Below are 25,182 nucleotides of genomic sequence, written 5' to 3'. Positions count from 1 at the left end.
GTCGAAGGGCGCTTCGCTCGGTCGCTTACTCGACCAACGAGAGGGGAGCGGGTGCGGGGGCATGGGTGGAACGCACTGAAGGCCCCGCCGGTATCGACGGAGCCTTCAGTCTTCCTGTGAGAGCAGAAGTTACAGCCCCATGTCCCGACCGATGAGGTCCTTCATGATCTCGGTGGTGCCACCGAAGATCGTCTGGATGCGCGAGTCGGTGTAGGCGCGGGCGACGCGGTACTCGTTCATGTAGCCGTAGCCGCCGTGCAACTGGAGGCAGTTGTCGATGACGCGCTTGGCCAGCTCGGTGCACCACCACTTGTTCTTGGCGGCGTCGACGGCGGTCAGCTCACCGTCGACGACGGCCTGCAGGCAGCGGTCGATGTAGGTCTCGGCGATGTCGAGTTCGGTGGACATCTCCGCGAGGGTGAACCGGTTGTGCTGGAAGGTGCCGATCGGCTTGCCGAACGCCTTGCGGTCCTTCGTATATTGCAGCGTCTCCTCGAAGACGGCGCGCGCGCCGGCGATGGCGCCGACGCCGATGGACAGGCGCTCGGACGGCAGGTTGTGCATCAGGTGATAGAAGCCCTTGCCCTCCTCGCCGAGGAGATTCTCGGCCGGGACGCGGACATCGTTGAAGTGCAGCTCGGCGGTGTCCTGAGCCTTGAGACCCATCTTGTCGAGCTTGCGGCCACGCTCGAAGCCCTCCATGTCGCGCTCGACCACCAGCAGGGAGAAGGCCTTGTGTCCGGCCGCGGGGTCCGGGTTGGTGCGGCACACCACGACCACCAGGTCGGAGTTGATGCCCGAGGAGATGAAGGTCTTGTTGCCGCTGAGGATGTAGTCGTCGCCGTCGCGCTTGGCCGACGTCTTGATGCCGGCGAGGTCGCTGCCCGCACCGGGTTCGGTCATCGCTACGGCGAGAATCGTTTCGCCGGTGGCCATGCCGGGCATCCAGCGCTTGCGCTGCTCGTCGTTGGCCAGGTGCAGGAAGTACGGCACGAGGACGTCGTTCTGCAGGCTCAATCCGGGTGCGGCGCCACCGAATCGGGCGAACTCCTCGACGACGACGGCATTGAAGCGAAAGTCGTCGGAGCCTCCGCCGCCGAACTCTTCGGGAATGTTGAAGCCCAGCAGTCCGGCGTCGCCGGCCCTGACGTAGGCCTCGCGGTCGACCTGGCCGTTGGCCGTCCACTTCTCGACGTTCGGGGCACACTCACGGGCCAGGAACTCACGGGCGGTTTCCCTGAGCTGCTCGTGCTCGGGCTCGAAGACGGTGCGTTTCATGATGTTTGCTCCTCTGGTGGGTCGTGGTCAGTGGGTGGGTGGCTGTGCGCCGACGGCGCGTAGGGAGGTGGCGACATAGGTCGCGGCCACCTGATCGGGGGTACGGGGGCCGGAGTGGCGGTACCAGCCGGTGACGGATTGGCAGGCGCCGAGCAGGTAGCGCAGCACCTCTTTGACCTCTTCGTCGATGTGGAATTCGCCCGACGCCATGCCGCGGCGCAGGACGTCCTCGATCATGTCCTCCATCTCGGAACGCAATGCGACGTAACGCTCGCGGCGTGGGTCGGTCGCGTCGAGATGCCGGAACTCGCTTGCCACGCTGGCCAGTTCGAGGTCGCCGGTCATGTGCAGGACGATGGCCTCGATCGCGTTGGACAGCTGATCGGTGGGCGTCGATGCGTCGCCGACCGCGGCGGTCACCCGGCTGAGGACCGATTGCATCCCCGACTCGAGCAGCGCGAACAAGATGCCCAGCTTGTTGTCGTGGTGGTAGTAGAGCGTGGGCAGCGACACCTCGGCGCGGTTGGCGATGTCACGGATGGAGGTTCCGTGAAAACCGCGGGCGTGAAAGGCGTTACGTGCCGCCTCGAGGGTCGGCGGTAACGGGACGGGCTCGATCCGGCGCCAGTCGGTGTCGTCGCGGGTGTCGGTCGGCACCGACGAGGTGCCGACCGACGTCGAGGCATCAGACACGTTCGATGATGGTGGCGTTGGCCATGCCCGCGCCCTCGCACATCGTCTGCAGGCCGTAGCGGCCCTCGGTCGCTTCGAGGTGATTCACCAGGGTGCTCAGCAGTCGGGTGCCGGAGGAGCCGAGCGCGTGGCCCAGGGCGATGGCACCGCCGCGCGGATTCAGCTTTGCCGGATCGGCGCCGAACTCATGGGCCCAGGCCAGCGGCACCGACGCGAAGGCCTCGTTGACCTCGTACGCATCGATGTCGTCGATCGACAGGCCCGAGCGCGAAAGGATCTTGCGCGTGGCCGGAATCGGCGCGGTGAGCATGAAGATCGGGTCGTCGCCGGCGAGGGCGAACGAGTGGAACCGGGCGCGCGGCTTCAGGTTCAGCTTGGACGCCATGGTGTCGCTCATGATCAGCGCGCCCGAGGCGCCGTCGGTGAGCGGGGACGAGTTGCCCGGTGTGACGTGCCAGTTGATCTCCGGGAACCGTTTCGCGGACTGCTCGGAGTAGAACGACGGCTTCAGTCCGGCGAGCCCTTCGGCGGTGGTGGAGGCACGCACGGTCTCGTCGACGGTGTGCGTGATGGTCTCGCCGTCGGTGGTCTGCACGTCGATCGGGACGATCTCCCGGTCGAAGAAGCCATCGCTCGCGGCCTGGGCGGCCCGGCGATGTGACTCGGCGGCGAACTGATCGAGGGCGTCCCGGTCGAGTTTCCACTTCGCGGCGACCAGTTCCGCGGAGATACCCTGTCCGACAAGTCCTTCGGGGTATCGCGCGGTGATGCTCGGGCCGTACGGGTTCTGGCCGGCGACGGTGAAGCCCATCGGGACGCGGCTCATGGACTCGACGCCGGCGGCGATGACGATGTCGTAGGCGCCCGCGATGACACCCTGCGCGGCGAAGTGTGCGGCCTGCTGACTCGAACCGCACTGGCGATCGACGGTGGTGGCGGGCACCGATTCGGGGAATCCGGCCGACAGCAGCGCGGTGCGCGAGATGTTGAGGGCCTGCTCGCCGGCCTGCCCGACGCAGCCGCCGATGACGTCGTCGACCAGTGCGGGGTCGAGATCGTTGCGCTCGACGAGGGTGCGCAGGACATGGGCGAGCAATTCGACGGGCTGCGTGTTGGACAGGGCGCCGCCGGGCTTGCCCTTTCCGGATGCGAGGCGGGCTACGTCGACGATGACGGCTTCGGGCATGGGATGGATCCTCTCGCTCGGTGGCAGCGGTATCGGCGGGGCAGAGGCGAGCGCCGCCGATCTAACGCTCGATATACAGGTCTAGCACGCCGAGAGCCGCCGGATCAACAGATTCGGCGGCTCTCGTGGAATGTGGCTCTGCTAGGACACGCCTAGATCGCGCCCTTGTCGGCGTCGCCTGCGGGAACCGCGGTGAAGGTCTTCACGTCGAGCGGGCCGGCCAGCTTGTCGCCGATCGCCTTGCCGAGCTCGGCGAGCGCGGGCGCCTTCATGTGGGCTTCGAGTGCCTCCGCTGACTCCCAACGCTCGATCATCACGAGGTCCGTCGAATCGCCGGTCGCCTCGTGGAGTGCGTATTTGCCGGACCCGGGCTCGCCGTGCACCTGCGGGATGGCGGTGAGGATCGCCTCGCGGACAGCGGACTCCTCGCCGGGCTTGGGGGAGATGGTGGCGACGACGATGACTTCGGACATGACACAACGCTCCTGGAGTTCGATGGGTGATCCGGTGATCGACGTTAGGTCATGCGGCAGCAATTGGACTCCGTTTCCCAAGGCGTGGGACGCTTAATCGCCGCCGGGCTGCTCCAGATACGCGACGATCGCGTGCGCGAACCCGCGGCGGGCGTCGTCGTCGTCTTCGTAACTGCCCAGCTGCGCCTCGGACACCAGCCCGCGCATGGCCCCGGGGATGAAGGCGGCCACATCCCGGACGCGCGCCGGGTCGACGTCCAGATCGGCAAATGCCTTCTGGCATGCGCGAGCCCACGATTCCTTCCACGACGCGAACTCGGCCGCGGTCTGTGGATACAGCCTTTCGAGCTCGTCGTGGTCGCGGGGCAGGGCGGCGCGGAGGTTCTCGATCGCGAGGGAGTCGACGGTGGTCAATCCGTGGAAGAGCATCTCGACGATCTCGACGACCCGTCCGGCCAGCGGCGCGGTGTTGTTCTCGCGGTACGGCAGTTCGCCGCGTCGGTCGGCGGTGGCGCGCAGCACCGCCGCCCATAGGCCGTCGACGTCGCCGAACTGGTACTTCACCGTTCCCCAGGTGGCCCCGATGTCCTTGGCGATGCGATTGGCCGACACCGACCCGGGTTCCCCCGAGGCGAGAGCCCGTACGGCTGCATCGAGCATCGCCTCGCGTGTCGCGAGGCCCCGGCGGTTGGTGCGACGTGTGCTCGCCTCGATCTCGGCGGTCATGGGGCCTGAGCCTACCCGGCCGCCATTCTTTCGTAGAACCCTCTGTTGTTTTTTCACAGAGCCCACTATGGTTCTCGATGAGGCACCGCAGTCCACTCGTCGAGAGGAGCGTCGCGCATGGCCAAGACCCCGTTGTCGATGGAACCGACCGGCTGGTTCCAGGTCGCGTGGTCGACCGAGGTCGGTGTCCGCGATGTGCGGAGGATGAAGTACTTCGGACGCGAGATGGTCGCGTGGCGGTCGGTCTCGGGGGCGGTGTCGGTCTTCGACGCGTACTGCGAACATCTCGGTGCGCATCTCGGATATGGCGGCCATGTCGAGGGCGAGAATCTGGAATGCCCCTTCCACGGGTGGCAGTGGAATGCCGAGGGCCGCAACGTCTGCATCCCGTACGAGAAGCATCCCAACAAGGGACGTCGCATCCGCAGCTACCCGGTGGTGGAGCGCAACGAGGCGATCTGGATCTGGTACGACAAGCACGGTCGCCCACCGTATTTCGACGTTCCCGACATCTTCGCCGACTTCGGCGACGACGCGACCGCCGCCGACTACTATCCGCCGGTTCCCGCGGCCACCCTGTTCCGTCCCGGCCTGGAGATACATCCGCAGTACATCATGGAGAACGGCGTCGACTTCGCCCACTTCAAGTTCGTCCACAAGACGCCCTTCATGCCCGAGTTCACCCGCCACGACTTCTCCGGCCCCGTCTCCCACGTCGACTTCACCATCGCGTTCGAGGAAGGTGCCACGCTCGAATCTGCCACCAGCGGAGTCGAATCCATCAACGCCGGCCTGGGCTGCTCGGTCACCAAGAGCTGGGGCATGGTCGACAACCGCACCATGCCGGCGGTGACGCCGGTCGATGAGCACACCTCCGATGTCCGGTTCACCGTCTGGATCGGCCGCAAACACGGTGAGGAATCCGGCGACATCACCGACTACGGAAAAGCGATGGCGGGCTTCGTCGTCGACCAGTTCGAAGCCGACATCCACATCTGGTCGCATCAGCGCTACTCGGACCCGCCGGCGTTGTCGCGGAAGGAATTCCAGGGATTCACCGCTCTCCGCGAATGGGCTCGACAGTTCTATCCCGACGGTGGTCTCGACGGGGTGGATCCGCGACCCTCACACGGCGGCGCCATCGTGTCGGCCCGATCCTGACCTCCGCGACGACGCCCACCCGACCAGCAGAAAGGCCGTCAATCATGACCTCCTCCACCACGATCCGCGTCTTCCAGGTGGCCACCGGCAATCTCGGCACCGAGATGATCGGCCGCATCCAGAGCCATCCTGACCTGGAACTCGTCGGGCTCCATTGCTATACACCGGAGAAGATCGGCCGCGACGCGGGCGAGATCGTCGGCATCGACCCGATCGGCGTCCGTGCCACCGGCACCGTCGAGGAGATCATCGCCGCGCAGCCGGATGTGCTGACATTCCACGGCGTCTTTCCCGACGAGGATCTCTATCTCCGAGTCCTCGAGGCCGGGATCAACATCGTCACGACGGCCGACTGGATCACCGGATACCACCGCGACACCAATCATCCGCGCCCCGGAGGGCGCAAGACCACCGATCTCATCGAGGAGGCGTGCCAGAAGGGTGGTGTCACCTTCTACGGCACCGGCATGAATCCCGGTGCGTGCCAGGTGATCGGCGTGGTCCAGTCGATGGACGTCGCGGACATCGAGAACATCACCGTCACCGAGTCCGTCGACGTGTCATGCCACCACTCGGTGGAGACGTGGAAAGAGGTCGGCTACGGCAAACCGGTCGACGATCCGAGCCTGCCCGGCTCGCTCCGCAAGTTCACCGAGGTGTTCGCGGATTCTGTCTACCTGATGGCCGACTGCTTCGACCTTCAACTCGACGAGGTCAGGTTCGACCACCAGTTCGCCGCATGCACCAAGGACGTCGACCTCGGCTGGTACTTCCTCCCCGAGGGATCGTTGGGCGGCAACTACATCAAGTATCAGGGCATGGTCGACGGGATACCCCGGGTCGAGACGCACCTCGAGTGGCAGATGACGCCGTACACCGATCCGTCGTGGGATATCAAGGGCTGCTACATCACTCACATCACCGCCGATCCGTCCATCTACAGCAAGCATATGATCTTCCCGAAACGTGGTGTGGATCTGTCGAATCCGGACTCGTTCGCCTCCATCGGCATGACCGTCACCGGAATGCCGGCGCTGAACTCCATCACCTCGGTCGTCGCGGCGCGCCCCGGCATCATCACCAGTGCCGATCTGCCGTTGCGGGGATTCGCCGGGCGTTTCAAGCTCTGACTGCGTGTCCGTCGGTCGGCGTAGGGTGGCCGCATGGCCCGAACCGTAGCGAGATCCGACGCCGTGGACCGAACCGCATTGCTGGACTTCGTCCGTCCGCGACACCGCATGATCCTGACCACCACGCGGGCCGACGGCGGACCGCAGATGTCACCGGTGACCGGCGGCGTCGACGAGGACGGTCGCATCGTCATCTCGACCTACCCCGGACGTGCCAAGGCCAACAACGCCAAACACACGCCGTCGGTGAGTGTCTGCGTGCTGTCGGAGGATTTCAACGGCGCGTGGGTGCAGGTCGACGGTGAGGCCGAGGTGCTCGACATGCCCGACGCCGAGGATGCGCTCGTCGACTATTTCCGGTCCATCTCCGGCGAGCATCCGGACTGGGACGAGTACCGCGCCGCGATGCGCACGCAGGGAAAGTCGTTGATCCGCATCACCCCAACCCGTTGGGGTCCGGTGGCGACCGGCGGCTTCCCCGCGGACATCGCGGCGAAGCTCGATGCGAAGGATGGGTGAGCCAGACCTTCCCCCGCCCGATGGCGCCATCCGGGCGCCGCCGAGTGCGGCGTCGTGCATCTCCTCGATCCACTCGGGCGGTGGGTTGAGTGCGATCTCGGCACCTCGGCGCAGGAGAGTGCGCACCCGGGGAGACGGGGTCGGCCACGTCATGCGAACAGGACGCCCCATTTCAAGCGCGAAGTGGGGCAAAGTGTCCCTGGTGTGGCGAGTCTCGATTGGGGCATGCTGGAGTTCTGAGCCGCTCACGATCCAGTAGTCAGAGGGAGTAGTACGTGACCACATCGACCGTCACCGACCGCGTCGACGTTCTGATCGTCGGCGCCGGGATCTCCGGCATCGGGGCCGCCCGGTACCTCACCGTCGAGCATCCCGAGCGCACCTTCGCGATCGTCGAGGCCCGGGCCGTTTCCGGCGGGACCTGGGATCTGTTCCGGTATCCGGGCATCCGGTCGGACAGCGACCTGCACACCTTCGGCTACGACTTCAAACCGTGGCGCGACAAGCAGGCCATCGCCGACGCACCCCGCATTCTCGACTACCTCCACGAGACCATCGACGAGAACGGCATCACCGACAAGATCCGCTACCACCACCGGGTGATCTCCGCCGCGTGGTCGTCCGACGATGCCCGGTGGCTGGTCGACATCGACCGTGACGACACCGGTGAACGTATCCAGATCAGTGCGAACTGGATCTTCTGCGGTTCCGGCTACTATCGCTACGACGAAGGGTTCACCCCGGAATTCGCCGGGCGAGAACGGTTTACCGGACAGATCGTGCATCCCCAGCACTGGCCGGAGGATCTCGATTACGCGGGCAAGAAGATCGTGGTGATCGGCAGTGGGGCCACCGCGGTGACCCTGGTGCCGGCGCTGGCGCCGGACGCGGGGCAGGTCACCATGCTGCAACGGACCCCGACGTACGTCATCCCGCTGCCGCGAGAGGACGCGATTGCCAACGCGCTCAAGCGATATCTCGGCGACGAACGGGGCTATGCCGTCACACGTGCGAAGAACATCGCAATTCAGCGGATCAATTTCGAGTTCTGCCAACACTTTCCGAAGCTGGCGCGCAAGCTCATCCGAAAGATCAATGCCGACCGGCTGCCCGAGGGGTATCCGGTGGACACCCACTTCAACCCGCCGTACAACCCCTGGGATCAGCGTCTGTGTGTGGTGCCCGACGGCGACCTGTATCGCGCGATCCGCAACGGTGACGCCGACATCGTCACCGACACCGTCACGACCTTCACCGAGAAGGGCATCCTGCTCGAGAGCGGCACCGAACTCGAGGCCGACATCATCGTCACCGCAACCGGACTCAACCTGCAGCTGTTCGGCGGGATGACGCTGAGCGTCGACGGGAAGCCGGTGTCGTTCCCGGACACCGTCGCCTATCGCGGCGTCATGCTGTCCGGTGTTCCGAATTTCGCACTCGCCGTTGGTTATACGAATTCGTCGTGGACGCTCAAGATCGGCCTGCTGTGCCAGTACTTCTGTCGCCTCCTGACCTACATGGACGCGCACGGCTACGACGCCGTCCGGGCGGAAACCGATCCCGGCATACAGACGCGGCCGCTGCTGAATTTCGGCGCCGGGTATGTCAAGCGGTCGCTGTCGATGTTGCCGAAGCAGGGCACGGAACCACCGTGGACGATGTCGATGAGCTACTACGCGGATCGCCGACGACTTCGGGGCGACATCGCCGACAGGTACCTGCACTTCTCCGGGCCGCGGACACGCACGACGCCGGCCCCGGCGACCGAGGCCGCGGTCTCCTGATCACCCAACACTCACCGAGCCCTCAGGTGAACTCCGTAGGCTCACCCGTATGAGCATCAGCCCCACCGTCTTGGTGTCCTCGGCCGGCCTCGTCGGCGGTTACGCCGCAGCCCGTTTCAGCGGGCGCCGGGAACTGGGCGGCGTCGTCCTGGCCGGTGCCGGCGCCTGGTGCACACATGAGTGGGCCAAGCAGGGGCCGGTCGTCGCCGGTGGTCTGCTCGCGACATACCTCGGAGCCTTCGGCGCCTCGCATCCGCTGGCCAAGCAGATCGGCGCGTGGCCGTCGGTATTCGCGGTCACGGCCGCGACCGCCGGCACGACCTATGCGGTGACCCGCCGAGGCTGACACGGGGACACCGTGTGCCGCGCTCACCAGCCCATGCGTGGCAGTATCCGGCTGTGACCACCACACCCCACATCGTCATCGTCGGCGCCGGATTCGCCGGGCTCCACGCCGCCCGGGCATTGAAGCGGGCGCCCGTCCGGGTGACGGTCGTCGACCGCGGCACCAGTCATCTCTTTCAGCCGTTGCTCTATCAATGCGCCACCGGACTGCTGTCGGAGGGTGCCATCTCGAGCCCGATCCGGCACCTGCTGCGGCGTCAGCGCAACGCCGACGTGGTGCTCGGCGAGGCCACCGACGTCGACCCGGATGCCCGTACGCTGACGCTCGAACGTGTCGACGGGTCGACACGGACACTCGCCTACGACCAGCTGGTCGTCGCGGCCGGGATGCGGACCTCGTACCACGGCGACGACCACCTCACCGAGCATGCCGTCGGCATGAAGACTCTCGACGATGCCCTCGCCATACGGCGCAAGATCATCTCCGCCTTCGAGATGGCCGAATCGATCTCGGACCCCGAGCAGCGACGGGCTTGGCTCACGTTCGCGGTGGCCGGCGGAGGCCCGACCGGCGTCGAACTCGCCGGCCAGATTCGTGAGGTCGCCATGATCACGTTGCGGCGCGAGTTCCGCAGCATCGACCCGGCCGAGGCCCGGGTGCTGTTGCTGCACGGCGGCGATCGTGTCCTCCCGTCGTTCTCGCCGGGCCTGTCGCGCAGTGCGCAGAAGACGCTCGACCACCTCGGCGTCGAGACACACCTCGGTGTCCATGTCACCGACGTCACCGACGAGCAGGTGACGACGACGGACAAGAAGACCCATGAGGTGCTCCGATATCCGGCGCGCACCGTGCTGTGGACCACCGGCGTGGAGGCGGTGCCGTTCGCGGGTGTGCTCGCCCGGGCTCTCGGCATCGAGCAGGATCGCGGGGGCACCGTCCCGGTGGAGGCCGATCTCTCGGTTGCCGGGCATCCCGAGGTCTGGGTCGTCGGCGACATCAGCTCGCGTGATCACCTGCCGGGAGTGGCCGAAGTGGCCATGCAGGGCGGGCGGCACGTCGGCAGGACGATCGCGGCCCTGTCCGCCGGCGGCAGCGAACGACCGCCTTTCCGGTATCGCGACCTGGGCAACGCCGCATACATCGCCCGCCGGCACGCCGTCGTGCAGTCCGGGAAGCTCCGGCTGTCGGGTTATCCGGGCTGGCTCGCGTGGGGTGTCATCCACATCGCGTTCCTGGCCGGGGTGCGGAATCGAATGGGCACCGTGGTGAATTGGGGCGCGACGCTGCTGACCGAATCGCGCCGCGAACGGGCCATCACCTACGGCGACCCCGAGACGGCGCGACAGCCGTACCAGTGATGCGGGAGTGACCGCCCGATCAGTGGCCGTGCGCGAAGATCTGAATCACCACCACGACGAGCGCGAGCGCCAAGATCATCGCCGACGTGAGCAACTTCTGCCCGGTGGTCAGATGCGATCGTCGAACCGCCGCCCAGACGACGCCGCCCAGGATCGCGATGTAGAGATACGCCGAGATGATCAGCGCGATCGACAACGCGAGGACGTCGGTCCACGCGAGCCCCAGGAGGACGAGCGGGACGATTGCCAGCGAAAGCGCACCGAGCGAGATGTTGATCAGGTGAACGAGCTCGCGGCCGCGCGGATAGCTCTGGTGGATCGCGAGATGTGCGATGAGATCGGACGCGAACGCGGCGACCGTGACACCGAGCAACCCGGACAGAAGGACCGCAGACGCATGCCGGGCGTCGTGCAATCCCGGCGTGTTGTAGAGCACCATTACGATCGCGAGCCCGGTGAATGTGACGTAGACACGCTCCTTCAGGTAGGCAATGGCCGTGGTCTTGTCGAGGGTGGGTTCGGTGGACACGTCGACGGTCATGCCGACCATTCTGTCGTGTGGCGGCACGAGCCGCTCTCTGCGTCACCGAAGAAGTGCCCCGATCAGCGCGTACTCCTCGGGTCCCCCGCGTTGTGGTGTGAGCCTGAGACGGGTGAACTCGCCATCCTGTGGCGACGAGAGACGAACCTCCACGGTGTACACCTGCGGAATCCGGTGGGTGCAGCGGTCGCGGCAGACGAGGCGACGCTCGATACCGCCACCGTGCGCCGATGCCCTGCCCCAATCCCGCCAGACGATGCGCGTGACCATGATCCCGGCGACGCCGCAATAGATCGAGTCGAGGTCCGACGGGCGGACCTCGGGCTGCCCGGAGCAGTCGCGGACCACCGTCGGTGGTGCGGGTGTGGCGGCCGCTGGTGTGGGAGTAGCGAGCATCATGGCGGCGAGCCCGGCGGTCGCGGTGCAGGCGAGACTGTGGCGCGCCGCCCGATGTGTGGCGCGTCGGGACGATATTTCGTCGGTCATCGATGACCCCGCAATCCGCAGTGCACACGCGGTCCGGTCCCGTCATTTCCCGGTGTCGGACATGGGTGCTGGACTCATTGTGACCAGGAAAGGATCGATCTGGTTGCGGTTTGACCCGGATCGCGAAGCGGCTCTCGACGATCAGGTGAACAGAAGCCGCCACAGGCCGACGAGTCCGACGATCACGATGACGATGCGCAGCGAGGACGGGGAGAGACGCCGCCCGTAACGGGCGCCGATGACTCCACCGATCAACGAGCCGAGCGCGATGAGTCCTGCGGCGGTCCAATTGATGCGGTCGAATGCGACGAGGGTGTAGGTGACCGCGGCGACGACGTTGACGATCGTCGACAGCAGGTTCTTGGCTGCGTTGAGGCGTTGCATGTGATCGGGCACGACCACGCCGAGGACTGCCATCAGCAGGATGCCCTGTGCGGCGGTGAAGTAGCCGCCGTACACGCCGACGGCGAAGGTCGCGGTGACCATCAATGCGATGCGCGGTGGGGTCAACTCGTAATCGTGCGGATCTGCGCCGCCGGATCGCCGTGTGACCCACTGCTGGATGCGGGGCTGCGCGACGACCAGGATCAACGCCGCCACCAGCAGTACCGGAACGACCGACTCGAAGACCGTCTCGGGGAGATGCAACAACAACCAACAGCCGAGCAGGGCACCGAGGAACGACGCCGGCATCTGCCACCGGAGCCGCGGCCACTGACCGGTGAGCTCGTGCCGATAACCCCACGTGCCCGACAGCCCACCCGCTACCAGACCGATCGCGTTCGACATGGTCGCGGTGACCGGCGGCACCCCGAACGCGACCAGGGTGGGGAACGTGATCAGGGTTCCGCTGCCGACCAACGTATTGATCCCGCCGGCACCGGCGCCGGCGAGGAAGATGACGAACAGTTGCCACGTGGTCACCTTCACGAGGGTGCCCGGTGTGTGTTGGCGTGGCGCAGGCGGGTTGACGATGGTTTGGCGTGGCCTGGCCGTGGCCGCCGAGGTGTGCGGCGCCGGCCCAGCCCCGATCCCTGAGATGTGAGACGCCAGCCGCCGTTCGATGCGCTCGCAGACTCGTTTTGCGCATGAACGGCCGCGAAGGGGTCTTCCAATCGACGAAGAAGACCCTTGCCTCTGACCAGCGCATCCGATAGACTATCGAACATCAGTTCGAGTGACTTGGGGAGGGGGCTCGATGACCAGCGACAGCACTACCGGCGGCAACGTCGCGGAGATTGTCGGGCTCTACCGCGAACTCGAGGATGTGTTGGATCGGATCGCCGCCGTCGATGCCACCCCCGCCTCCGACGACGACATCGTGGAGGTCGCCGACACCCATGAACGCTCCGCGCGGCGGATGAGCTTCTTCGGGTTGCAGCGGGTCCTGGAGTGTTCGGACCGCAACATCATCGCCGAGGAAGGCTACCGCTCCCTCAGCGATTTCATGGTGGACCGACTGCGGATCACCGACCCCGGCCGACGCCGCAAGCAGATGGCGGCGCTGCTGTCGCTGCACGCACTGTCCGGCGAGAAGCTCGACCCCCAATGCCCGACCCTGGCCGAGGCCTACGCCGACGGCGCGATCGGTGTCGATCACGCGGTCACGGTGATCACCGTGCTCGACAAGCTGCCCACCACACTCGACGCCGAGCAGCGAGCCGCGGCCGAGAAGTTGATGGCCGACTACGCCCGGGTGCACACGCCGAAAGAGTTGACCACCCTCGGTGCGCGGCTGCTGGCTCACCTGGATCCCGACGGTGCGCTGACCGATGAGAAGGATCGGGCGCGGCGGCGCAGCCTGTATCTGTCCAAGCAGGATGCGCAGTTGATGAGTGCCCTGGAAGGGCAACTCGATCCGGTCACCCGCGCCTTGTTGGATGTGGTGCTCGATGCGTGGGCGGCGCCTGGGATGAACCACCCCGACGATGACGCATCACCCAAGGGCAGTAAGGACGATGCCGATCCCGAGGCCCTCAAGCTGGCGGCCGAGCGGGACCTTCGCACGCCGGGCCAACGTAACCATGACGCGCTGCACGCGCTGCTGCAGGCGGTCGCCGACGGTGGGCTACTCGGGAAGAGTCACCGTGGGCTGCCGCCACATCTGATCATCACCATCTCCGAGACCGAACTGCGCGAGCGGGCCGGGGTGGCGACCACCGCCGGTGGGGCTCTGCTGCCGATCGCGGATGTGATCGAGTTGGCCGCCGAAGCCCACCAGCATTTGGCGGTGTTCGCCGACCACAGTGCTCAACCGTTGTATCTGGGGCGGGCCAACCGGTTCGCCAGCCAGGCCCAGCGGATGATGCTGCTGGCCCGCGACGGCGCCACCTGCACCTGCCCGGGTTGCAGTCAGCCGTTCACTCGCACCGAAGCCCATCACGCCGAGCAGGATTGGAAAGACGGCGGGTACACCGACGTCCAGGATCTGGCTGCCGCGTGCCCGACACACAATCGGATGGTCGGCGACAAGCCCGGTCAGTGGTCGACCCACATCATCAACGATGGCCCCGATGCCGGACGCCCGGCCTGGACACGTAACACCAAACGCGGGAAAGGTAAGAGTCGGCCGCGGGTCCGGATCGATCGCACCCGCGAGGTGGCCGAGGCGTTCGCCCGCCACCTGCGGCGGGGTGACCCCCCACGTCCACCCCAGAATCGTTCGGGCGCAACCCAACCCAAAACCCCCACCGGACCGCCCGGCCACCCCGAAGAACGTCGACGCCTCTCCCGGCTCATCGCCTCGGGGTGGGCCGTGAACCCCGTTCATCTCGACTGATGCTGACGCGCCCTTTCGGGCTCACCGACGAACACCGCATCCACCTCGCCACCACACCCGGTGGCGAGGTAGACGCGCATGTCCACCCGTCCAACTATGCTCGGCAGATGGCTACCACCGACGAGGTCGTTGAACAGATCCTGAGCACGTACGACACGATCACCGTCGTCGGTGCCAGCGCCAATCCGAGCAAGGCGGCAAACGAGGTGCCGGCATACATGGCCAAGCACGGCTGGCGGATCATCCCGGTGAACCCACATGCCGACGAGATCGTTGGCGAGAAGGTCTATCGCACGCTGGCCGACATCCCGGAACAGGTCGGCCTCGTCGACGTCTTCCGGCCGTCCGCGGATACCGCCGAGGTCGCGCGGCAGGCCGTGGCCGCCGGAGCGTCGGCGCTGTGGCTACAACTCGGCATCACCTCACCCGAAGCCAAGGCCATCGCCGAGGACGCGGGGCTGCTCTACGTCGAGGATCGCTGTCTCATCATCGAACAGCGACGGACCGGCATCGTGGCGTCGGCCTCCTGACGCCCTGACGGCGAGTCTCCCGTGCATCTGGATGTCGACGGCATCTCCACCAGCGGAAAACTCCCGCTGTTTCTGCTGTTTCTCGCATTCGTGCTGACGTTCCTGATCACGCGAATCATCACCCGGCTTATCCGGGCGGGAAAAGGGCCGTTCCGCAACAACGTTCGCGGGGGAGTGCACATCCACCACGCGGTGCCGGGCATCATCCTGACCATCGCGGGGGCGTTCATCTCGGTGGCCGTCTCCGGTGCCTCGCCCGGTGCGGAGATCAGCGCGGTGATGGTCGGCATCGGGGCGTCCCTGGTACTCGACGAGTTCGCCCTGATCCTGCACCTCCAAGACGTCTACTGGTCTCGGGAAGGCCAGCTGTCGGTGCAGGTGGTGTGCCTGACGATCGCCGGCCTGGGCATGACGGTCCTCGGCGTGAACCCGCTGACCGAGAGCGCATCGATCAACCTGGGACCGCTGGCGCTGACGGTCAACCTGCCCATTCACATCGCCGCGTTGCTGGTCTGTGTGGCCAAGGGCAAATTCTCGACGGCCGCCGTCGGAGCATTCATCCCACCGGTCGCCTGGGTCGGAGCGATCCGGCTCGCGCGGCCCAATTCCCGATGGGCGCGGCATCGATACTCGGCGGAGAAGGTCGAGAAGGCGACGAAACGGGCGAAGGCCTTCGACTCCCGTTACGGCACATGGGGTCTCGACGTCGAGGATCTCGTCGCGGGCCGCCCGACCGATCACGAGACCAGCCCCGCGTCGACGCACTGACCGTCGGATACCTCAGTGCAGGAGCAAGATTCACGCACTTGAACGATCGAGTGCGAAATGCTCCTGCGCGTAGTCGAGGAACGCGCGGACCGCCGGCGAGGCAGGCTTTCGCCAGACGAAACCGAGAGACGCCAGTCCGTCCACACCGCGGATCGGACGCCCGGTCACGGTGCTCGCGCGATCGGCGACGATCGACTCACTGAGCACACCAACGCCCAGCCCCGCGGCCACCAGCTCCACCACGGCGTCCGGTGACGACGCCTCCATGGACGTCGGAACCTCGGGCGCCTGACGATCGAACACCGTCCGGATGCCGGCGCCTGCGGGCAGTCCGATGACCGGCTGACGGCGCAGATCACGCAGCGTCACAACCAATTTCCTGGTCAACGGATGGTCCTGAGGGAGCGCTGCAACGACCCGTTCACGGATCACCGGGAACTCGTCCAGCTCGTTCGGCAGTTCGTCCCCGTACCCCGCGAGGGCCACGTCGATGGTGCCTCGGGCGACCCGATCGACGAGGTGGTGTGAGGCGTCCTCGACCAGGCGCAGCGCCACGCCGGCATGCTGCGTGCGAAACGTGCCGAGCGCAGCGAACAACGGTCGGACGGTGCAGCCGTCGACCATGCCGACCGTCAAGGTGCCACGTAGCACCTGGTTGACGTCGGCAACCGCCTGGCGGACGGCCTCGGCGGCGGCGAGCGCCTGCCGAGCTGCGGTCAGTGCGGCGTCTCCGGCACCGGTCAGGCGAACCTGGCGGCCGGTTCGATCGAACAACGTGGCGCCCAACTCTGACTCCAAGGCCCTGATCTGCGCGCTGATGTTCGGCTGTGTCGTGTGGACTCGCGTCGCGGCGGCCGTGAAGTTCGATTCATCGGCCACTGCGACGAAGTATTCGAGCTGTCGAAGTTCCATAACTGACAATGATAGAACGCATCCAAATAGTCATTTGGACTTCTGATGGAAGCTGCCGGATCGTGGAGTTCTACACCGATGAAGGAGGAGAACATGACCGAGAATCACGCAACACCAACAGCGCGGACCCCCGAGGACATCACCCGGCTCTTCGTGGAGTTCTCGAATGCGGGAGATGCCGACGCCGTCGCTTCGCTGTACCACGACGATGCGGTGATGGCGTATCCGTCGGGGGAGGTGACGCGAGGCCGGGATGCGATCCGCGATCTGTGGGCCTCGGTCCTCGCACACGGTCCGACGTTCGTGCCCGAACAGTCGTTGCCGACCCTCTATTTCGGTGACGACTTGGCGTTGACCTCGACGCCGCCGCGTGATGGTGCCGGCGCGCGGGCGCAGGTGGTGGCCAGGCAAGGTGACGGGTCGTGGGTGCGGATCATCGACCAGCCGGAGTTTCAGCGGCCGTCGTGGTGAGTGGGTGGACCCGTCGGTGACGCGCTCGCGGGTGATCTCGATGCGCTCGTCGCAAGCTCCTCGCTTACTCGATCGGCGGTGGCTGGGATCTCGATGTGCTCGTCTCGCTTACTCGATCGGCGGTAGCTGGGATCTCGATGCGCTCGTCTCGCTTACTCGATCGGCGGTAGCTGGGATCTCGATGCGATCAGTGCGCAGGGCTATTCAATCGCGTGCGATCAAATCGCTAGACTGGTCCCCATCACGAACGGATGAGGGAGGCGATGCGATGAGCAGCGCGGTCGAGATCGAGGGCAATCCGCTGTTGCTGGAACGGCAGGTCTGCTTTGCGCTGGCCGTCGCGAACCGCTCCGTGCTGCGGATCTATCGCCGGCTGCTCGACCCACTCGGGCTGACCCACCCGCAATACCTGGTGATGCTCGCACTCTGGGAGACCTCGCCGCGCGCGGTCAAGGACCTCGGGCAGGTGTTGCAGCTGGATTCCGCGACCCTCTCGCCGCTCCTGAAGCGGCTCGAGGCCAACGGGCTGGTGATGCGGCAGCGCCGCGGTGATGACGAACGCAATGTCGACATCGCTCTCACCGACGCGGGGGCCGCCTTGCGTGAGCGGGCGCTCGGTATCCCGCCCGCGGTGGTCGCGGCGCTCGGCGTCGAGCTGTCCGACCTCGAAGAACTGCACGGCGTGCTGACCAAGGTCAACACGGCCGCACTTCGGGCCGAGGCCGAGGCGTCCGCGGGATAGGGTCGAGGTATGAGCGGAATCGCCATCACCATCATCGTGATCACCGTGGTCGTCGCGCTGTTCGTCCTCGTCGGAGCGATCTGGTTCGCCTGGGATTCCGACAAACGGGTGCGCGAGTTTGCCCACTCCACCGATCTCATACCCGGGAAGCCCGGCCGCGCACCCGAGTCGTGGACCACCGACACATCGCGAGCGGCTCTACTGCACAGGCGGATTCGCTACGCGATCAACGACGTCCACCAGAATCCGGCGATCGGCCACGACCCGGAGATCGTCGTCGCCCGTGACGGGCTCGACGACGCGGTGTTCGAGCTCGACGACAAACTGATCGCCGCCGCCGACCTCGACGACAAGGACGAGAGACACAAGCGCCTCGACTCTGCCGAGGCCGCGGTCCGGACGCTCGAGGAGCTGCCGAAAAGGCTCTGGGAAGCCCCGAAGCAGACGCAGATCGACGAACTCGGAAGGGTTGCCAGGGCTCTGGGTCGCGCGTGACCCAAGACCATCCGGATGACACGCCGGAGCCCGAACGGGAGATCCATGATGCCGGCGTCGACGACGCGATGCTGCGCGGCCGGACGCTCTGGATCATTCTGGGACTGGCCGTGGTCGCCGGCGCCGTCGCCGGATTTGTCGGCGGAGCGTTCCGATGGGTGCTCGTGCGCAGTGAGCACTGGCGCGACGACCTTCTCGACTGGTCGCACGCTCACCACGGCTGGGGATGGCTGATCCCGGTGATCGTCTCGGGCGCAGCGGCCGCCGGCGCCGCGGCGATCGCGAGGTGGCAGCCCTTGTCCGCGGGCAGCGGCATCCAGCACGTCGAGGCCGTCGACCGCGGTGAGGCCGACCCGCCGCCACTGTCGGTGGTTCCCGCGAGATTCGTCGGCGGCATTCTCTCCGTCGGCATCGCCGGGATGGTGCTCGGCCGCGAAGGGCCCACGGTACACATGGCGGCGACCATCGGCGCCGCCACCGGGCGCCTCGCGCGTCTCGCCGGCGAGGAGATCCGTCTGCTGCAGACCGTCCTCTCCGGAACCGGACTCGCCGTGGCGTTCAACGCCCCCATCAGCGCCGTGTTCTTCATCTTCGAGGAGGTCACCAAGACCTTCCGGCTCCGCGAGGGGATCGTCACGATGGTCGCGGTTGCGATCGGCGTCGGGGCCAGCCGAATCGTCATGGGCGACGAGCCGGACTTCCCGCACATCTCCGCGGTGCCCGCCCCACCCTTGACGACCATCCCCATCTTCGCCGTCTTCGGGTTGGTGGTCGGTGTCATCGGCGTGGTCTACAACAAGTTGATCCTGTTGTGCCTCAATGTTTTCGACGGAATTCATCGTATACCGGCGGTCGTCAAGGCGGCCATTGTCGGCGCCGTGGTGGGCGGGGTCCTGCTCGCCAACCCCGTGTTGGCGGGTGGTGGCGACGCGGTCGCGACACTGGTGCTGACGGGTGGCCATCTCGCACTGCCGGCAGCGATGCTGTACGTCGCGGTGCGGTTTGTCGCCGGCCCGATCTCGTACGCCGTCGGCACGCCGGGTGGCATCTTCGCGCCGATCCTCGGGTTGGGTGCGCTGACCGGCCTGATCGGCGGCTGGATCACCGACGTCCTGGTGCCGGGACTCGACATCGATCTCACGGTGGCGATGGCCCTCGTCGGCATGTCCACGTTGTTCGCCGCGATCGTGCGGGCCCCCTTCACCGGACTGGTGCTGGTCATCGAGATGACCGCGGTGACCACCGTGACGATTCCGATGCTGATCGCGGGCGCGATGGCGGTGGTCGTCGCATCGCTGTTGCGGTCACCACCGATCTACGATGCCCTGCGAGTGCGCATGCTCCGGCAGCATTCCGTTGCCGACCATCCGTCCCGATGATCGGCACGCCTCGGAAACCGTTCAGTCCGAAGCCAGTTCGATCAGCTTCTCGATCGTGATGAGGTTGCGCCCGGTGCCCTGGACACCCAAACCCTTTGCGATGACGGGTGCCGTCAGCTTGGAGCGCCCGGCGCCCTCGGAGTAACGGATGTGCAGATCCTTGCCGATCACCGCGATGTCGGCGCCGGCGAATTCCTGCTTCTCGAAGGTTGTGACATTGTCGGCCTTGGGTTTTCCGACGAGAAAGTAGACATAGGAGTACTTAGGCTCGGCGACCGGGAATGGATGTGCGTCGAGCGCGGACCGCACCTCGTCGACCGAACGACTGATCACCTCACGCTCGAAGCCGAAGCGGTCGGTGATGGCCGCCTCGAGTGCCCGGTCGAACTTCGCCGAACCACCAGATGGCAGATCGCACAGGAGGTTTCCCGACGCGATGTAGGTGGAGACGTTGGTGGCCCCCAATTCCTCTGCCATCTCCCGTAAGTCGGCCATCGGGAGCTTGGCACCGCCCACGTTGATCGCCCGGACGAGCACGATACGTCGCGCCATGGTCAGATGACGGTCGGGCGCGGCAGTGGATCTGGTTGTGGCGGGCTGGGATTGGGCGGCTCTGGTTCGGGGATGGGGATGGGCGGCTCGGGTGGTGGCTGTGGGATCGGCTCCGGTGCCGGCATCGGGTCCGGCGGCGGTGGTGGCGGTGGCACGGGCTGACTCATATCACTCCCTCAGGTCGCTGACCGTGGTGTGCTGCCTGTTCCCGACCGTACGCCGATCATCTCGGGTCGACCACGTCGTGACGTCAGCGCACCTTCGAGAGGTCGGTCTTGATGAGCATCACGTTGTAGTCGTCCCAGCGAGAGGCCGTGAAGTAGAGGAATTGTCCGGATGCGCCACGGGGGTTGATGTACGGCGCGTACAGGCCTTGGGTCTGGTTGACGGAGACGATCACGCGCGGCCCGCTCCAGGGTCCGACGGGGGTGGGGGAGGTGCGCAACAGCACATTGCCTCCGGTCTCGGTGAGCATCAGGAACCTGCCGAGGTAGCTGTTGTAGGCCACCGAGAGTTCACCGACCGGTTCGCGCACGATCGGGACCGCATCGACCGGCCGCGGCGACCACGCCCCGCCACCGCGGTAGTACTCGTAGCGGTCCAGGTTGAGGATGTCGGCGGGTCGCACGCGTGCGATGAACGCCGCTCCGTAGCGGCCGTTGGGCGTGCCGTACTGGTAGACGTAGTCGCCCGAGCGCAGGAACGCGCCCACCTGGAACCGCCCGTGTCCCTGCTCGACCTGGGAGACGCCCGGGAGGGTGAGTTCGAGGTTCGCCCGGATGGTGCGGTTGTCGGTGTTCCAGTTCTGTCCGTTGTCGCGGGAGACCGCGATGGCCGAATAGTTGGTGACCCACCGGGCCGGGCCGGCCCAGCGGTGAATCGACATGTAGCTCATGTACTGCACGCCGTCGATGGCGATTCCGCCGGTCGGGATCTTGCCGACCTCGAGGTTGCGTACCCCGGACGCGTTGAGCATGGGCTGTGCGAATGTCGGATGCTCCGGGGTGACGGATGCGCCCGACCGGATCGATCCCGGCACGGCGTTGGGGAACGTGATGCCCTTGTCCAGGTTGGAGTTGCCGTTGGCGCGCAGCATGGTGTTGTGTCGCCACACCATCTGGCCGGCACACAGTCCCCATGTGTCACCGAAGGCCATCAGCACCTGGCCGGCCCCGTTGTCCCAGGACACTCCGACGTCGGTGGCGCTGATGGAGAACCGCTGATCGGTGCGGCTGGGGCCGCGGGGTCCGGTGACCCACTCGATGGTCTTGCTGATCCCGTGCAGTGTGGGCAGCGGCCCTTGGGGCTTCTTGCCGTCCGCGCGGTAGCTGCCGTAGTCGGCGCTGCCCAGCCCGATGTCGCTGGACCCCGAGCTGCCGGTCGATCCGACGTCCCCGCCGGTGAGGCCGAGGTTGCTGCAGATCGACGCGTGCGCCGGAGCGTCGACCACCGCGGTACCGGTGGTGACGAGGGCGGCGACGGCCGTCCCTGCGATGAGCAGACGCCATCTGGGCATGGGCAATCCCCCTGCGGACCGGTGACAGATGTTGTCAGTGTTGCAGAAGTTGCGTCACGTCCACAGATCGTGGTCCGAACCGAGATGTAGGCGTTATCGCTCGGGTCAGGCTACTCCGCGCGCGTCGGTCGTTCGACCCGACACGGTGCGGTCGGGTGTGGGTCCCACGTAGCGGGCCCGGGGGCGGATGATCTTGCGGGACCGCGACTGCTCGACGATGTTCGCGCACCACCCGACGACCCGGCTGACCGCGAACGTCGGTGTGAACATCGCGCGCGGGATACCGCAGGCCTCCATCACGACGCCGGCATAGAACTCGACGTTGGCATATCGCGGCTGGTCGGGATGCGCCTCGCGCAGCGCATCGACGATCGCGCGCTCGGCGTCGACGGCACGGTCGACGGTCGGTCCGCCGAGGTCGAGCGCGATCGACCGCAGCAGTTCGGACCGCGGATCGACGGTGCGGTAGACGGCGTGCCCGAAGCCCATGATGCGGCGCCGGGCGTCGATCTGTTCGCGTGCCCACACCGCGGCATCGCCGTGGTCGGCGATCTCGTCGAGGGCGTCGAGAGCCCGGTCGGGCGCCCCGCCGTGCAGGGGGCCGGAGAACGCCCCGAGCGCTCCGCAGATCGCGGCGTACATGTCGGCCCCGGTCGAGGCGATCACCCGGCCGGTGAACGTCGACGCGTTGAAGCCGTGGTCGATGGTCGCGATCAGGTACTGCTCGACGGCCCGGGCGTGCCGGGGTTCGGGGACGCGACCGGTCACCTGGTAGATCCAGTTGGCGGCGACCGTGAGGTCGTCGCGGGGGGCGAGCGGTCCCTCGCCGGACCGCAGCCGGTGGATGGCGGCCAGGATGGTCGGTGTCATCGCGGCGGCGCGCAGGCCGTCGTGCCGGATGGTGGCGGGATCGTTCTCCCAGAGCGGGCGCACACCCAGCGCCGGGCCGGCCGCCGACAGCATCGTCCGGAGCCCGGCGAGCTCCTGGCGGTCGCCGCCGAGCGGTGCGACGGCCCGCAGCACGTCGCCGAGTTCGGTCGGCAGTTGCCGCAACGGCGTGATGGTGGCGGTGAACTCGGCCAGTTGGCGCGCATCCGGCAATTCGCCGTGCACGAACAGGTACCAGACCTCCTCGAAGCTACGCTGCCGGGCCAGGTCGATCGCCGAGTGCTCGCGGTAGTGGTAGAAGCCCTCGTCACCCCGCACATCACCGATCTCGGTATCGGCGACAACGACATTCGCGAGTCCTTCGGGCACGGTCAGCATGGTCATGAGCACCACGATGCGCGGTGTTGACCACGGCAGTCAATGTTGATTTGATCAATATATGGCGCGCACCCATACCCGGCGATTCCCCACACCGATCCACCACGACGGCCGTGCATACCTGACCACCGCTCAGGTCACGAAGCTTCTCGGTGTCAAGCCGGCGACCGTCTACGCCTATGTCAGCCGTGGCCGGATGACCAGCGAGCGGATCGAAGGGGTGGACGGCAGTGTGTTCCCGGTCGAGGAGATCGAGGCGCTGCTGGAGGGTCGGCCACGACGCACCCCGGCCGGTGTCGTCGAACGCATTCGGACCCAGATCACGTTGTTGCAGGACGATCACCTCTACTATCGGGGTCGCGACGCGGTTCAGCTCGCTCGGACGGCGACCTTCGAGGAGGTTTCGGATCTTCTGTGGGGTATTGAAACACCCTGGCCGACAGGCGTTCTCGGTGGCGAGATGGTTGAGATGACGCGGGCGGTCGCGGGTGTGGATGCCCGGGGCGTCGATCTCGTACGGATGGTCGCCGACGTACTCGGCGCGCGAGATCCGTTGCGGCATCAGTTCGATGTCGAGAGCGTCACCGCCAAGGCCGCGGCGGTGATCGGGGGCTGCGTGAATGTTCTTGCGCCGCAACCGCAGGTGTCCGGCACGCTCGCCGACCGGTTGTGGCCGTGCCTCACCGACGAGCCGGCGACGCCACGAAAGACCAGGGTGCTCAATGCCGCGTTGATCCTGCTCGCCGACCACGATCTGTCCGCCGGGACGATCGCCGCACGGGTCGCCGCGAGCGCGCGGGGCAGCATCTACGCGGTGATCGGCGCGGGACTGGGCGCGTTCGACGGTCCCGCCCACGGGGGTGCGACGATCCTCGCATATCGGTTCCTGTGCAACGCCATCGATGATCCCGATGTGGCGGTCGGCGCGGAGTTGCATGCGGGACGCGGGATTCCGGGGACCGGCCATGTGGTGTACCGGGAACGTGACCCGCGCGCCGAGTGCCTGTTCGACATGCTCGCCGACTCGGGTGGTGATCCGCGAGTGGGCAGGGCGCTCAACAGGATTCGGCAGCAACTACCCGAATCATCGTTCATGAACTCGGATTTCGCGCTCGCGGCGATGGCGTTGCAGTACCGGATGCGTCCGGACGCGGCGGAGACCATCTTCGCGCTTGCCCGGATCGCGGGCTGGACCGCGCACGCACTCGAAGAGTATGTCGAACGGGCACTGCGGTTTCGGCCCGAAGGCGTCTACGCCGGGGTGCGTCCGGAAACTCAGTGATGGTCGGCGCGGGTCGCCACCGCGAACGTGCGGCGGAACCGCAAGACGGTGCCCCACGGTTCGGCGGGGTAGGCATCCTTCAACCGCACCTTCAACTGGGCGGCGAACTCCTCGCGGAGGTCGTCGTCGGTGAACGCCTCGAGGTACGGGCGAGCGCCGCTGCCGGCGAGCCATTCGTACACCGGGTCCTCGCCCTCCAACACATGCAGATAGGTGGTGGACCACGCGTTGGTGGTGTAGCCGCGCTTGGCGAAGAACTCCAGGTAGTCCCATGGTTCCAGGCGGGGAAGACGGCTTACTTCACGCAGTTGGTCGGCGAACTGTGGATCGTCGGCGAGCTGGAAGAGACTCTGATGCGTACCGGAGTTGCTGTTGTTGGGCACCTGTACCGCGAACACCCCGCGGTCGGTCAGGGACTCCAGTAGCCGGCCGATGACGTCGAGCTGATCGGGGACCCATTGGAACAACGCGTTCGAGATGATCAGGTCGACCGGTGCGTTCGGGGTCCACTCGGCGACGTCGGCGATGTCGTAGTTCGCGTGTCCGTCGGTGTTTTCCCGGAAGGCCTGTTCGATCATCTCGCCGGAGGAGTCGATGCCGAGGACCTGGGCGTCGGGCCAGCGGGCGCGCAGATGGCGGGTCAGGTGTCCCGGCCCGCAGCCGAGATCGACGATCGTCGATGGTGCGATGGGAACCTGGGCGATGAGGTCGTGGTAGGGGCGGGCTCGGTCGTCGGCGAATTGGAGGTAGCGTTCGGGATCCCACGTCGGCATGCCCCCAGCCTAGTGTTTTGCGCTTGTCGGCGCGGG

27 protein-coding genes are annotated in these 25,182 nt (G+C 66.5%); 14 read left to right on the top strand and 13 right to left on the bottom strand.

Features of this window, described 5'->3' with window-relative positions:
- Positions 1–129: 129 nt before the first annotated feature.
- The 5 genes from ACWDTI_RS02320 to ACWDTI_RS02300 form a co-directional block, all read right to left on the bottom strand.
- Positions 130–1,278, bottom strand: coding sequence for an acyl-CoA dehydrogenase family protein (locus tag ACWDTI_RS02320; RefSeq protein WP_449736407.1), 1,149 nt, complete (start codon positions 1,276–1,278; stop codon positions 130–132).
- A gap of 27 nt (positions 1,279–1,305) precedes the next feature.
- A complete protein-coding gene (locus ACWDTI_RS02315) occupies positions 1,306–1,971 on the bottom strand; it encodes a TetR/AcrR family transcriptional regulator (protein ID WP_449736406.1) in 666 nt (221 codons plus the stop codon).
- Entirely contained in the window at positions 1,964–3,157 is a 1,194-nt protein-coding gene (locus tag ACWDTI_RS02310) for a thiolase family protein (RefSeq protein ID WP_449736405.1), read from the bottom strand. The genes ACWDTI_RS02315 and ACWDTI_RS02310 overlap by 8 nt, the downstream gene beginning before the upstream one ends.
- A 152-nt stretch (positions 3,158–3,309) precedes the next feature.
- On the bottom strand, positions 3,310–3,630 hold the full coding sequence (locus ACWDTI_RS02305) for a putative quinol monooxygenase (protein ID WP_449736404.1): 321 nt from the start codon (positions 3,628–3,630) through the stop codon (positions 3,310–3,312).
- A gap of 93 nt (positions 3,631–3,723) precedes the next feature.
- A complete protein-coding gene (locus tag ACWDTI_RS02300; RefSeq protein ID WP_449736403.1) occupies positions 3,724–4,356 on the bottom strand; it encodes a TetR/AcrR family transcriptional regulator in 633 nt (210 codons plus the stop codon).
- Positions 4,357–4,473: 117 nt separating this feature from the next.
- Here ACWDTI_RS02300 and ACWDTI_RS02295 point away from each other — a divergent pair, with 117 nt between their 5' ends.
- The 6 genes from ACWDTI_RS02295 to ACWDTI_RS02270 all read left to right on the top strand — a co-directional run bounded on the left by ACWDTI_RS02295 (position 4,474) and on the right by ACWDTI_RS02270 (position 10,654).
- Positions 4,474–5,517 carry a Rieske 2Fe-2S domain-containing protein gene (locus ACWDTI_RS02295; protein ID WP_449736402.1) on the top strand — a complete coding sequence of 348 codons (1,044 nt, stop codon included), beginning with the start codon at positions 4,474–4,476 and terminating at the stop codon, positions 5,515–5,517.
- Positions 5,518–5,561: 44 nt separating this feature from the next.
- A complete protein-coding gene (locus ACWDTI_RS02290; RefSeq protein ID WP_449736401.1) occupies positions 5,562–6,647 on the top strand; it encodes an NAD(P)H-dependent amine dehydrogenase family protein in 1,086 nt (361 codons plus the stop codon).
- Positions 6,648–6,680: 33 nt separating this feature from the next.
- Positions 6,681–7,166: a PPOX class F420-dependent oxidoreductase gene (locus ACWDTI_RS02285; RefSeq protein WP_449736400.1), complete on the top strand. Its 486-nt coding sequence runs from the start codon at positions 6,681–6,683 to the stop codon at positions 7,164–7,166.
- Positions 7,167–7,441: 275 nt separating this feature from the next.
- Positions 7,442–8,950 (top strand): flavin-containing monooxygenase, encoded by a 1,509-nt coding sequence (locus ACWDTI_RS02280; RefSeq protein ID WP_449736399.1) that lies wholly within the window; start codon positions 7,442–7,444, stop codon positions 8,948–8,950.
- Between the two features lie 49 nt (positions 8,951–8,999).
- Positions 9,000–9,296, top strand: coding sequence for a hypothetical protein (locus ACWDTI_RS02275; protein ID WP_449736398.1), 297 nt, complete (start codon positions 9,000–9,002; stop codon positions 9,294–9,296).
- A 53-nt stretch (positions 9,297–9,349) separates the two neighbouring features.
- Positions 9,350–10,654, top strand: coding sequence for an NAD(P)/FAD-dependent oxidoreductase (locus ACWDTI_RS02270; protein ID WP_449736397.1), 1,305 nt, complete (start codon positions 9,350–9,352; stop codon positions 10,652–10,654).
- Between the two features lie 19 nt (positions 10,655–10,673).
- On the opposite strand, the gene ACWDTI_RS02265 is transcribed toward ACWDTI_RS02270, so the two are convergent.
- From ACWDTI_RS02265 to ACWDTI_RS02255, 3 genes are all read right to left on the bottom strand, one after another.
- Positions 10,674–11,195: a hypothetical protein gene (locus tag ACWDTI_RS02265; protein WP_449736396.1), complete on the bottom strand. Its 522-nt coding sequence runs from the start codon at positions 11,193–11,195 to the stop codon at positions 10,674–10,676.
- A 42-nt stretch (positions 11,196–11,237) separates the two neighbouring features.
- A complete protein-coding gene (locus tag ACWDTI_RS02260) occupies positions 11,238–11,681 on the bottom strand; it encodes a hypothetical protein (protein WP_449736395.1) in 444 nt (147 codons plus the stop codon).
- A 141-nt stretch (positions 11,682–11,822) separates the two neighbouring features.
- Positions 11,823–12,605: a sulfite exporter TauE/SafE family protein gene (locus tag ACWDTI_RS02255; protein WP_449736394.1), complete on the bottom strand. Its 783-nt coding sequence runs from the start codon at positions 12,603–12,605 to the stop codon at positions 11,823–11,825.
- Positions 12,606–12,879: 274 nt separating this feature from the next.
- Here ACWDTI_RS02255 and ACWDTI_RS02250 point away from each other — a divergent pair, with 274 nt between their 5' ends.
- From ACWDTI_RS02250 to ACWDTI_RS02240, 3 genes are all read left to right on the top strand, one after another.
- Positions 12,880–14,460: a DUF222 domain-containing protein gene (locus ACWDTI_RS02250; protein WP_449736393.1), complete on the top strand. Its 1,581-nt coding sequence runs from the start codon at positions 12,880–12,882 to the stop codon at positions 14,458–14,460.
- A gap of 107 nt (positions 14,461–14,567) precedes the next feature.
- Positions 14,568–14,990, top strand: a complete 423-nt coding sequence (locus ACWDTI_RS02245) for a CoA-binding protein (protein WP_449736506.1) — start codon at positions 14,568–14,570, stop codon at positions 14,988–14,990.
- Positions 14,991–15,011: 21 nt separating this feature from the next.
- Positions 15,012–15,758 carry a hypothetical protein gene (locus ACWDTI_RS02240; RefSeq protein WP_449736392.1) on the top strand — a complete coding sequence of 249 codons (747 nt, stop codon included), beginning with the start codon at positions 15,012–15,014 and terminating at the stop codon, positions 15,756–15,758.
- Between the two features lie 30 nt (positions 15,759–15,788).
- Here ACWDTI_RS02240 and ACWDTI_RS02235 read toward each other — a convergent pair whose 3' ends face one another.
- Positions 15,789–16,670 carry a LysR family transcriptional regulator gene (locus ACWDTI_RS02235; protein WP_449736391.1) on the bottom strand — a complete coding sequence of 294 codons (882 nt, stop codon included), beginning with the start codon at positions 16,668–16,670 and terminating at the stop codon, positions 15,789–15,791.
- A 93-nt stretch (positions 16,671–16,763) separates the two neighbouring features.
- Here ACWDTI_RS02235 and ACWDTI_RS02230 point away from each other — a divergent pair, with 93 nt between their 5' ends.
- From ACWDTI_RS02230 to ACWDTI_RS02215, 4 genes are all read left to right on the top strand, one after another.
- Positions 16,764–17,141 carry a YybH family protein gene (locus tag ACWDTI_RS02230; protein WP_449736390.1) on the top strand — a complete coding sequence of 126 codons (378 nt, stop codon included), beginning with the start codon at positions 16,764–16,766 and terminating at the stop codon, positions 17,139–17,141.
- Between the two features lie 268 nt (positions 17,142–17,409).
- A complete protein-coding gene (locus ACWDTI_RS02225) occupies positions 17,410–17,883 on the top strand; it encodes a MarR family winged helix-turn-helix transcriptional regulator (protein ID WP_449736389.1) in 474 nt (157 codons plus the stop codon).
- 9 nt (positions 17,884–17,892) lie between these two features.
- Positions 17,893–18,378, top strand: coding sequence for a hypothetical protein (locus ACWDTI_RS02220; protein WP_449736388.1), 486 nt, complete (start codon positions 17,893–17,895; stop codon positions 18,376–18,378).
- Positions 18,375–19,757 (top strand): ClC family H(+)/Cl(-) exchange transporter, encoded by a 1,383-nt coding sequence (locus ACWDTI_RS02215; RefSeq protein ID WP_449736387.1) that lies wholly within the window; start codon positions 18,375–18,377, stop codon positions 19,755–19,757. The genes ACWDTI_RS02220 and ACWDTI_RS02215 overlap by 4 nt, the downstream gene beginning before the upstream one ends.
- A gap of 21 nt (positions 19,758–19,778) precedes the next feature.
- On the opposite strand, the gene ACWDTI_RS02210 is transcribed toward ACWDTI_RS02215, so the two are convergent.
- From ACWDTI_RS02210 to ACWDTI_RS02200, 3 genes are all read right to left on the bottom strand, one after another.
- Positions 19,779–20,309 carry a DUF1697 domain-containing protein gene (locus tag ACWDTI_RS02210; RefSeq protein WP_449736386.1) on the bottom strand — a complete coding sequence of 177 codons (531 nt, stop codon included), beginning with the start codon at positions 20,307–20,309 and terminating at the stop codon, positions 19,779–19,781.
- 250 nt (positions 20,310–20,559) lie between these two features.
- Complete coding sequence (locus tag ACWDTI_RS02205) at positions 20,560–21,825, bottom strand: DUF4185 domain-containing protein (RefSeq protein WP_449736385.1); 1,266 nt, start codon at positions 21,823–21,825, stop codon at positions 20,560–20,562.
- A 105-nt stretch (positions 21,826–21,930) separates the two neighbouring features.
- Positions 21,931–23,097 carry a citrate/2-methylcitrate synthase gene (locus ACWDTI_RS02200; protein WP_449736384.1) on the bottom strand — a complete coding sequence of 389 codons (1,167 nt, stop codon included), beginning with the start codon at positions 23,095–23,097 and terminating at the stop codon, positions 21,931–21,933.
- A 55-nt stretch (positions 23,098–23,152) separates the two neighbouring features.
- Between ACWDTI_RS02200 and ACWDTI_RS02195 the strand changes: the two genes are divergently transcribed.
- Positions 23,153–24,373: a citrate synthase gene (locus ACWDTI_RS02195; protein WP_449736383.1), complete on the top strand. Its 1,221-nt coding sequence runs from the start codon at positions 23,153–23,155 to the stop codon at positions 24,371–24,373.
- Here the strand turns inward: ACWDTI_RS02195 and ACWDTI_RS02190 are convergent.
- Positions 24,367–25,146: a methyltransferase domain-containing protein gene (locus ACWDTI_RS02190; RefSeq protein ID WP_449736382.1), complete on the bottom strand. Its 780-nt coding sequence runs from the start codon at positions 25,144–25,146 to the stop codon at positions 24,367–24,369. The two genes, ACWDTI_RS02195 and ACWDTI_RS02190, sit on opposite strands and share 7 nt — an antisense overlap.
- Between the last annotated feature and the right edge of the window lie 36 nt (positions 25,147–25,182).

The organism is Gordonia sp. NPDC003424 (assembly GCF_053588655.1).
This window is presented reverse-complemented; position numbering and strand designations above follow the sequence as displayed.

Coding starts and splice junctions, on each gene's coding strand:
- ACWDTI_RS02320 (WP_449736407.1), bottom strand. CDS start 1,278: ATGAAACGCACCGTCTTCGAGCCCGAGCACGAGCAGCTCAGGGAAACC.
- ACWDTI_RS02310 (WP_449736405.1), bottom strand. CDS start 3,157: ATGCCCGAAGCCGTCATCGTCGACGTAGCCCGCCTCGCATCCGGAAAG.
- ACWDTI_RS02305 (WP_449736404.1), bottom strand. CDS start 3,630: ATGTCCGAAGTCATCGTCGTCGCCACCATCTCCCCCAAGCCCGGCGAG.
- ACWDTI_RS02300 (WP_449736403.1), bottom strand. CDS start 4,356: ATGACCGCCGAGATCGAGGCGAGCACACGTCGCACCAACCGCCGGGGC.
- ACWDTI_RS02295 (WP_449736402.1), top strand. CDS start 4,474: ATGGCCAAGACCCCGTTGTCGATGGAACCGACCGGCTGGTTCCAGGTC.
- ACWDTI_RS02290 (WP_449736401.1), top strand. CDS start 5,562: ATGACCTCCTCCACCACGATCCGCGTCTTCCAGGTGGCCACCGGCAAT.
- ACWDTI_RS02285 (WP_449736400.1), top strand. CDS start 6,681: ATGGCCCGAACCGTAGCGAGATCCGACGCCGTGGACCGAACCGCATTG.
- ACWDTI_RS02275 (WP_449736398.1), top strand. CDS start 9,000: ATGAGCATCAGCCCCACCGTCTTGGTGTCCTCGGCCGGCCTCGTCGGC.
- ACWDTI_RS02265 (WP_449736396.1), bottom strand. CDS start 11,195: ATGACCGTCGACGTGTCCACCGAACCCACCCTCGACAAGACCACGGCC.
- ACWDTI_RS02260 (WP_449736395.1), bottom strand. CDS start 11,681: ATGACCGACGAAATATCGTCCCGACGCGCCACACATCGGGCGGCGCGC.
- ACWDTI_RS02250 (WP_449736393.1), top strand. CDS start 12,880: ATGACCAGCGACAGCACTACCGGCGGCAACGTCGCGGAGATTGTCGGG.
- ACWDTI_RS02245 (WP_449736506.1), top strand. CDS start 14,568: ATGGCTACCACCGACGAGGTCGTTGAACAGATCCTGAGCACGTACGAC.
- ACWDTI_RS02235 (WP_449736391.1), bottom strand. CDS start 16,670: ATGGAACTTCGACAGCTCGAATACTTCGTCGCAGTGGCCGATGAATCG.
- ACWDTI_RS02230 (WP_449736390.1), top strand. CDS start 16,764: ATGACCGAGAATCACGCAACACCAACAGCGCGGACCCCCGAGGACATC.
- ACWDTI_RS02225 (WP_449736389.1), top strand. CDS start 17,410: ATGAGCAGCGCGGTCGAGATCGAGGGCAATCCGCTGTTGCTGGAACGG.
- ACWDTI_RS02220 (WP_449736388.1), top strand. CDS start 17,893: ATGAGCGGAATCGCCATCACCATCATCGTGATCACCGTGGTCGTCGCG.
- ACWDTI_RS02210 (WP_449736386.1), bottom strand. CDS start 20,309: ATGGCGCGACGTATCGTGCTCGTCCGGGCGATCAACGTGGGCGGTGCC.
- ACWDTI_RS02205 (WP_449736385.1), bottom strand. CDS start 21,825: ATGCCCAGATGGCGTCTGCTCATCGCAGGGACGGCCGTCGCCGCCCTC.
- ACWDTI_RS02200 (WP_449736384.1), bottom strand. CDS start 23,097: ATGACCATGCTGACCGTGCCCGAAGGACTCGCGAATGTCGTTGTCGCC.
- ACWDTI_RS02195 (WP_449736383.1), top strand. CDS start 23,153: ATGGCGCGCACCCATACCCGGCGATTCCCCACACCGATCCACCACGAC.
- ACWDTI_RS02190 (WP_449736382.1), bottom strand. CDS start 25,146: ATGCCGACGTGGGATCCCGAACGCTACCTCCAATTCGCCGACGACCGA.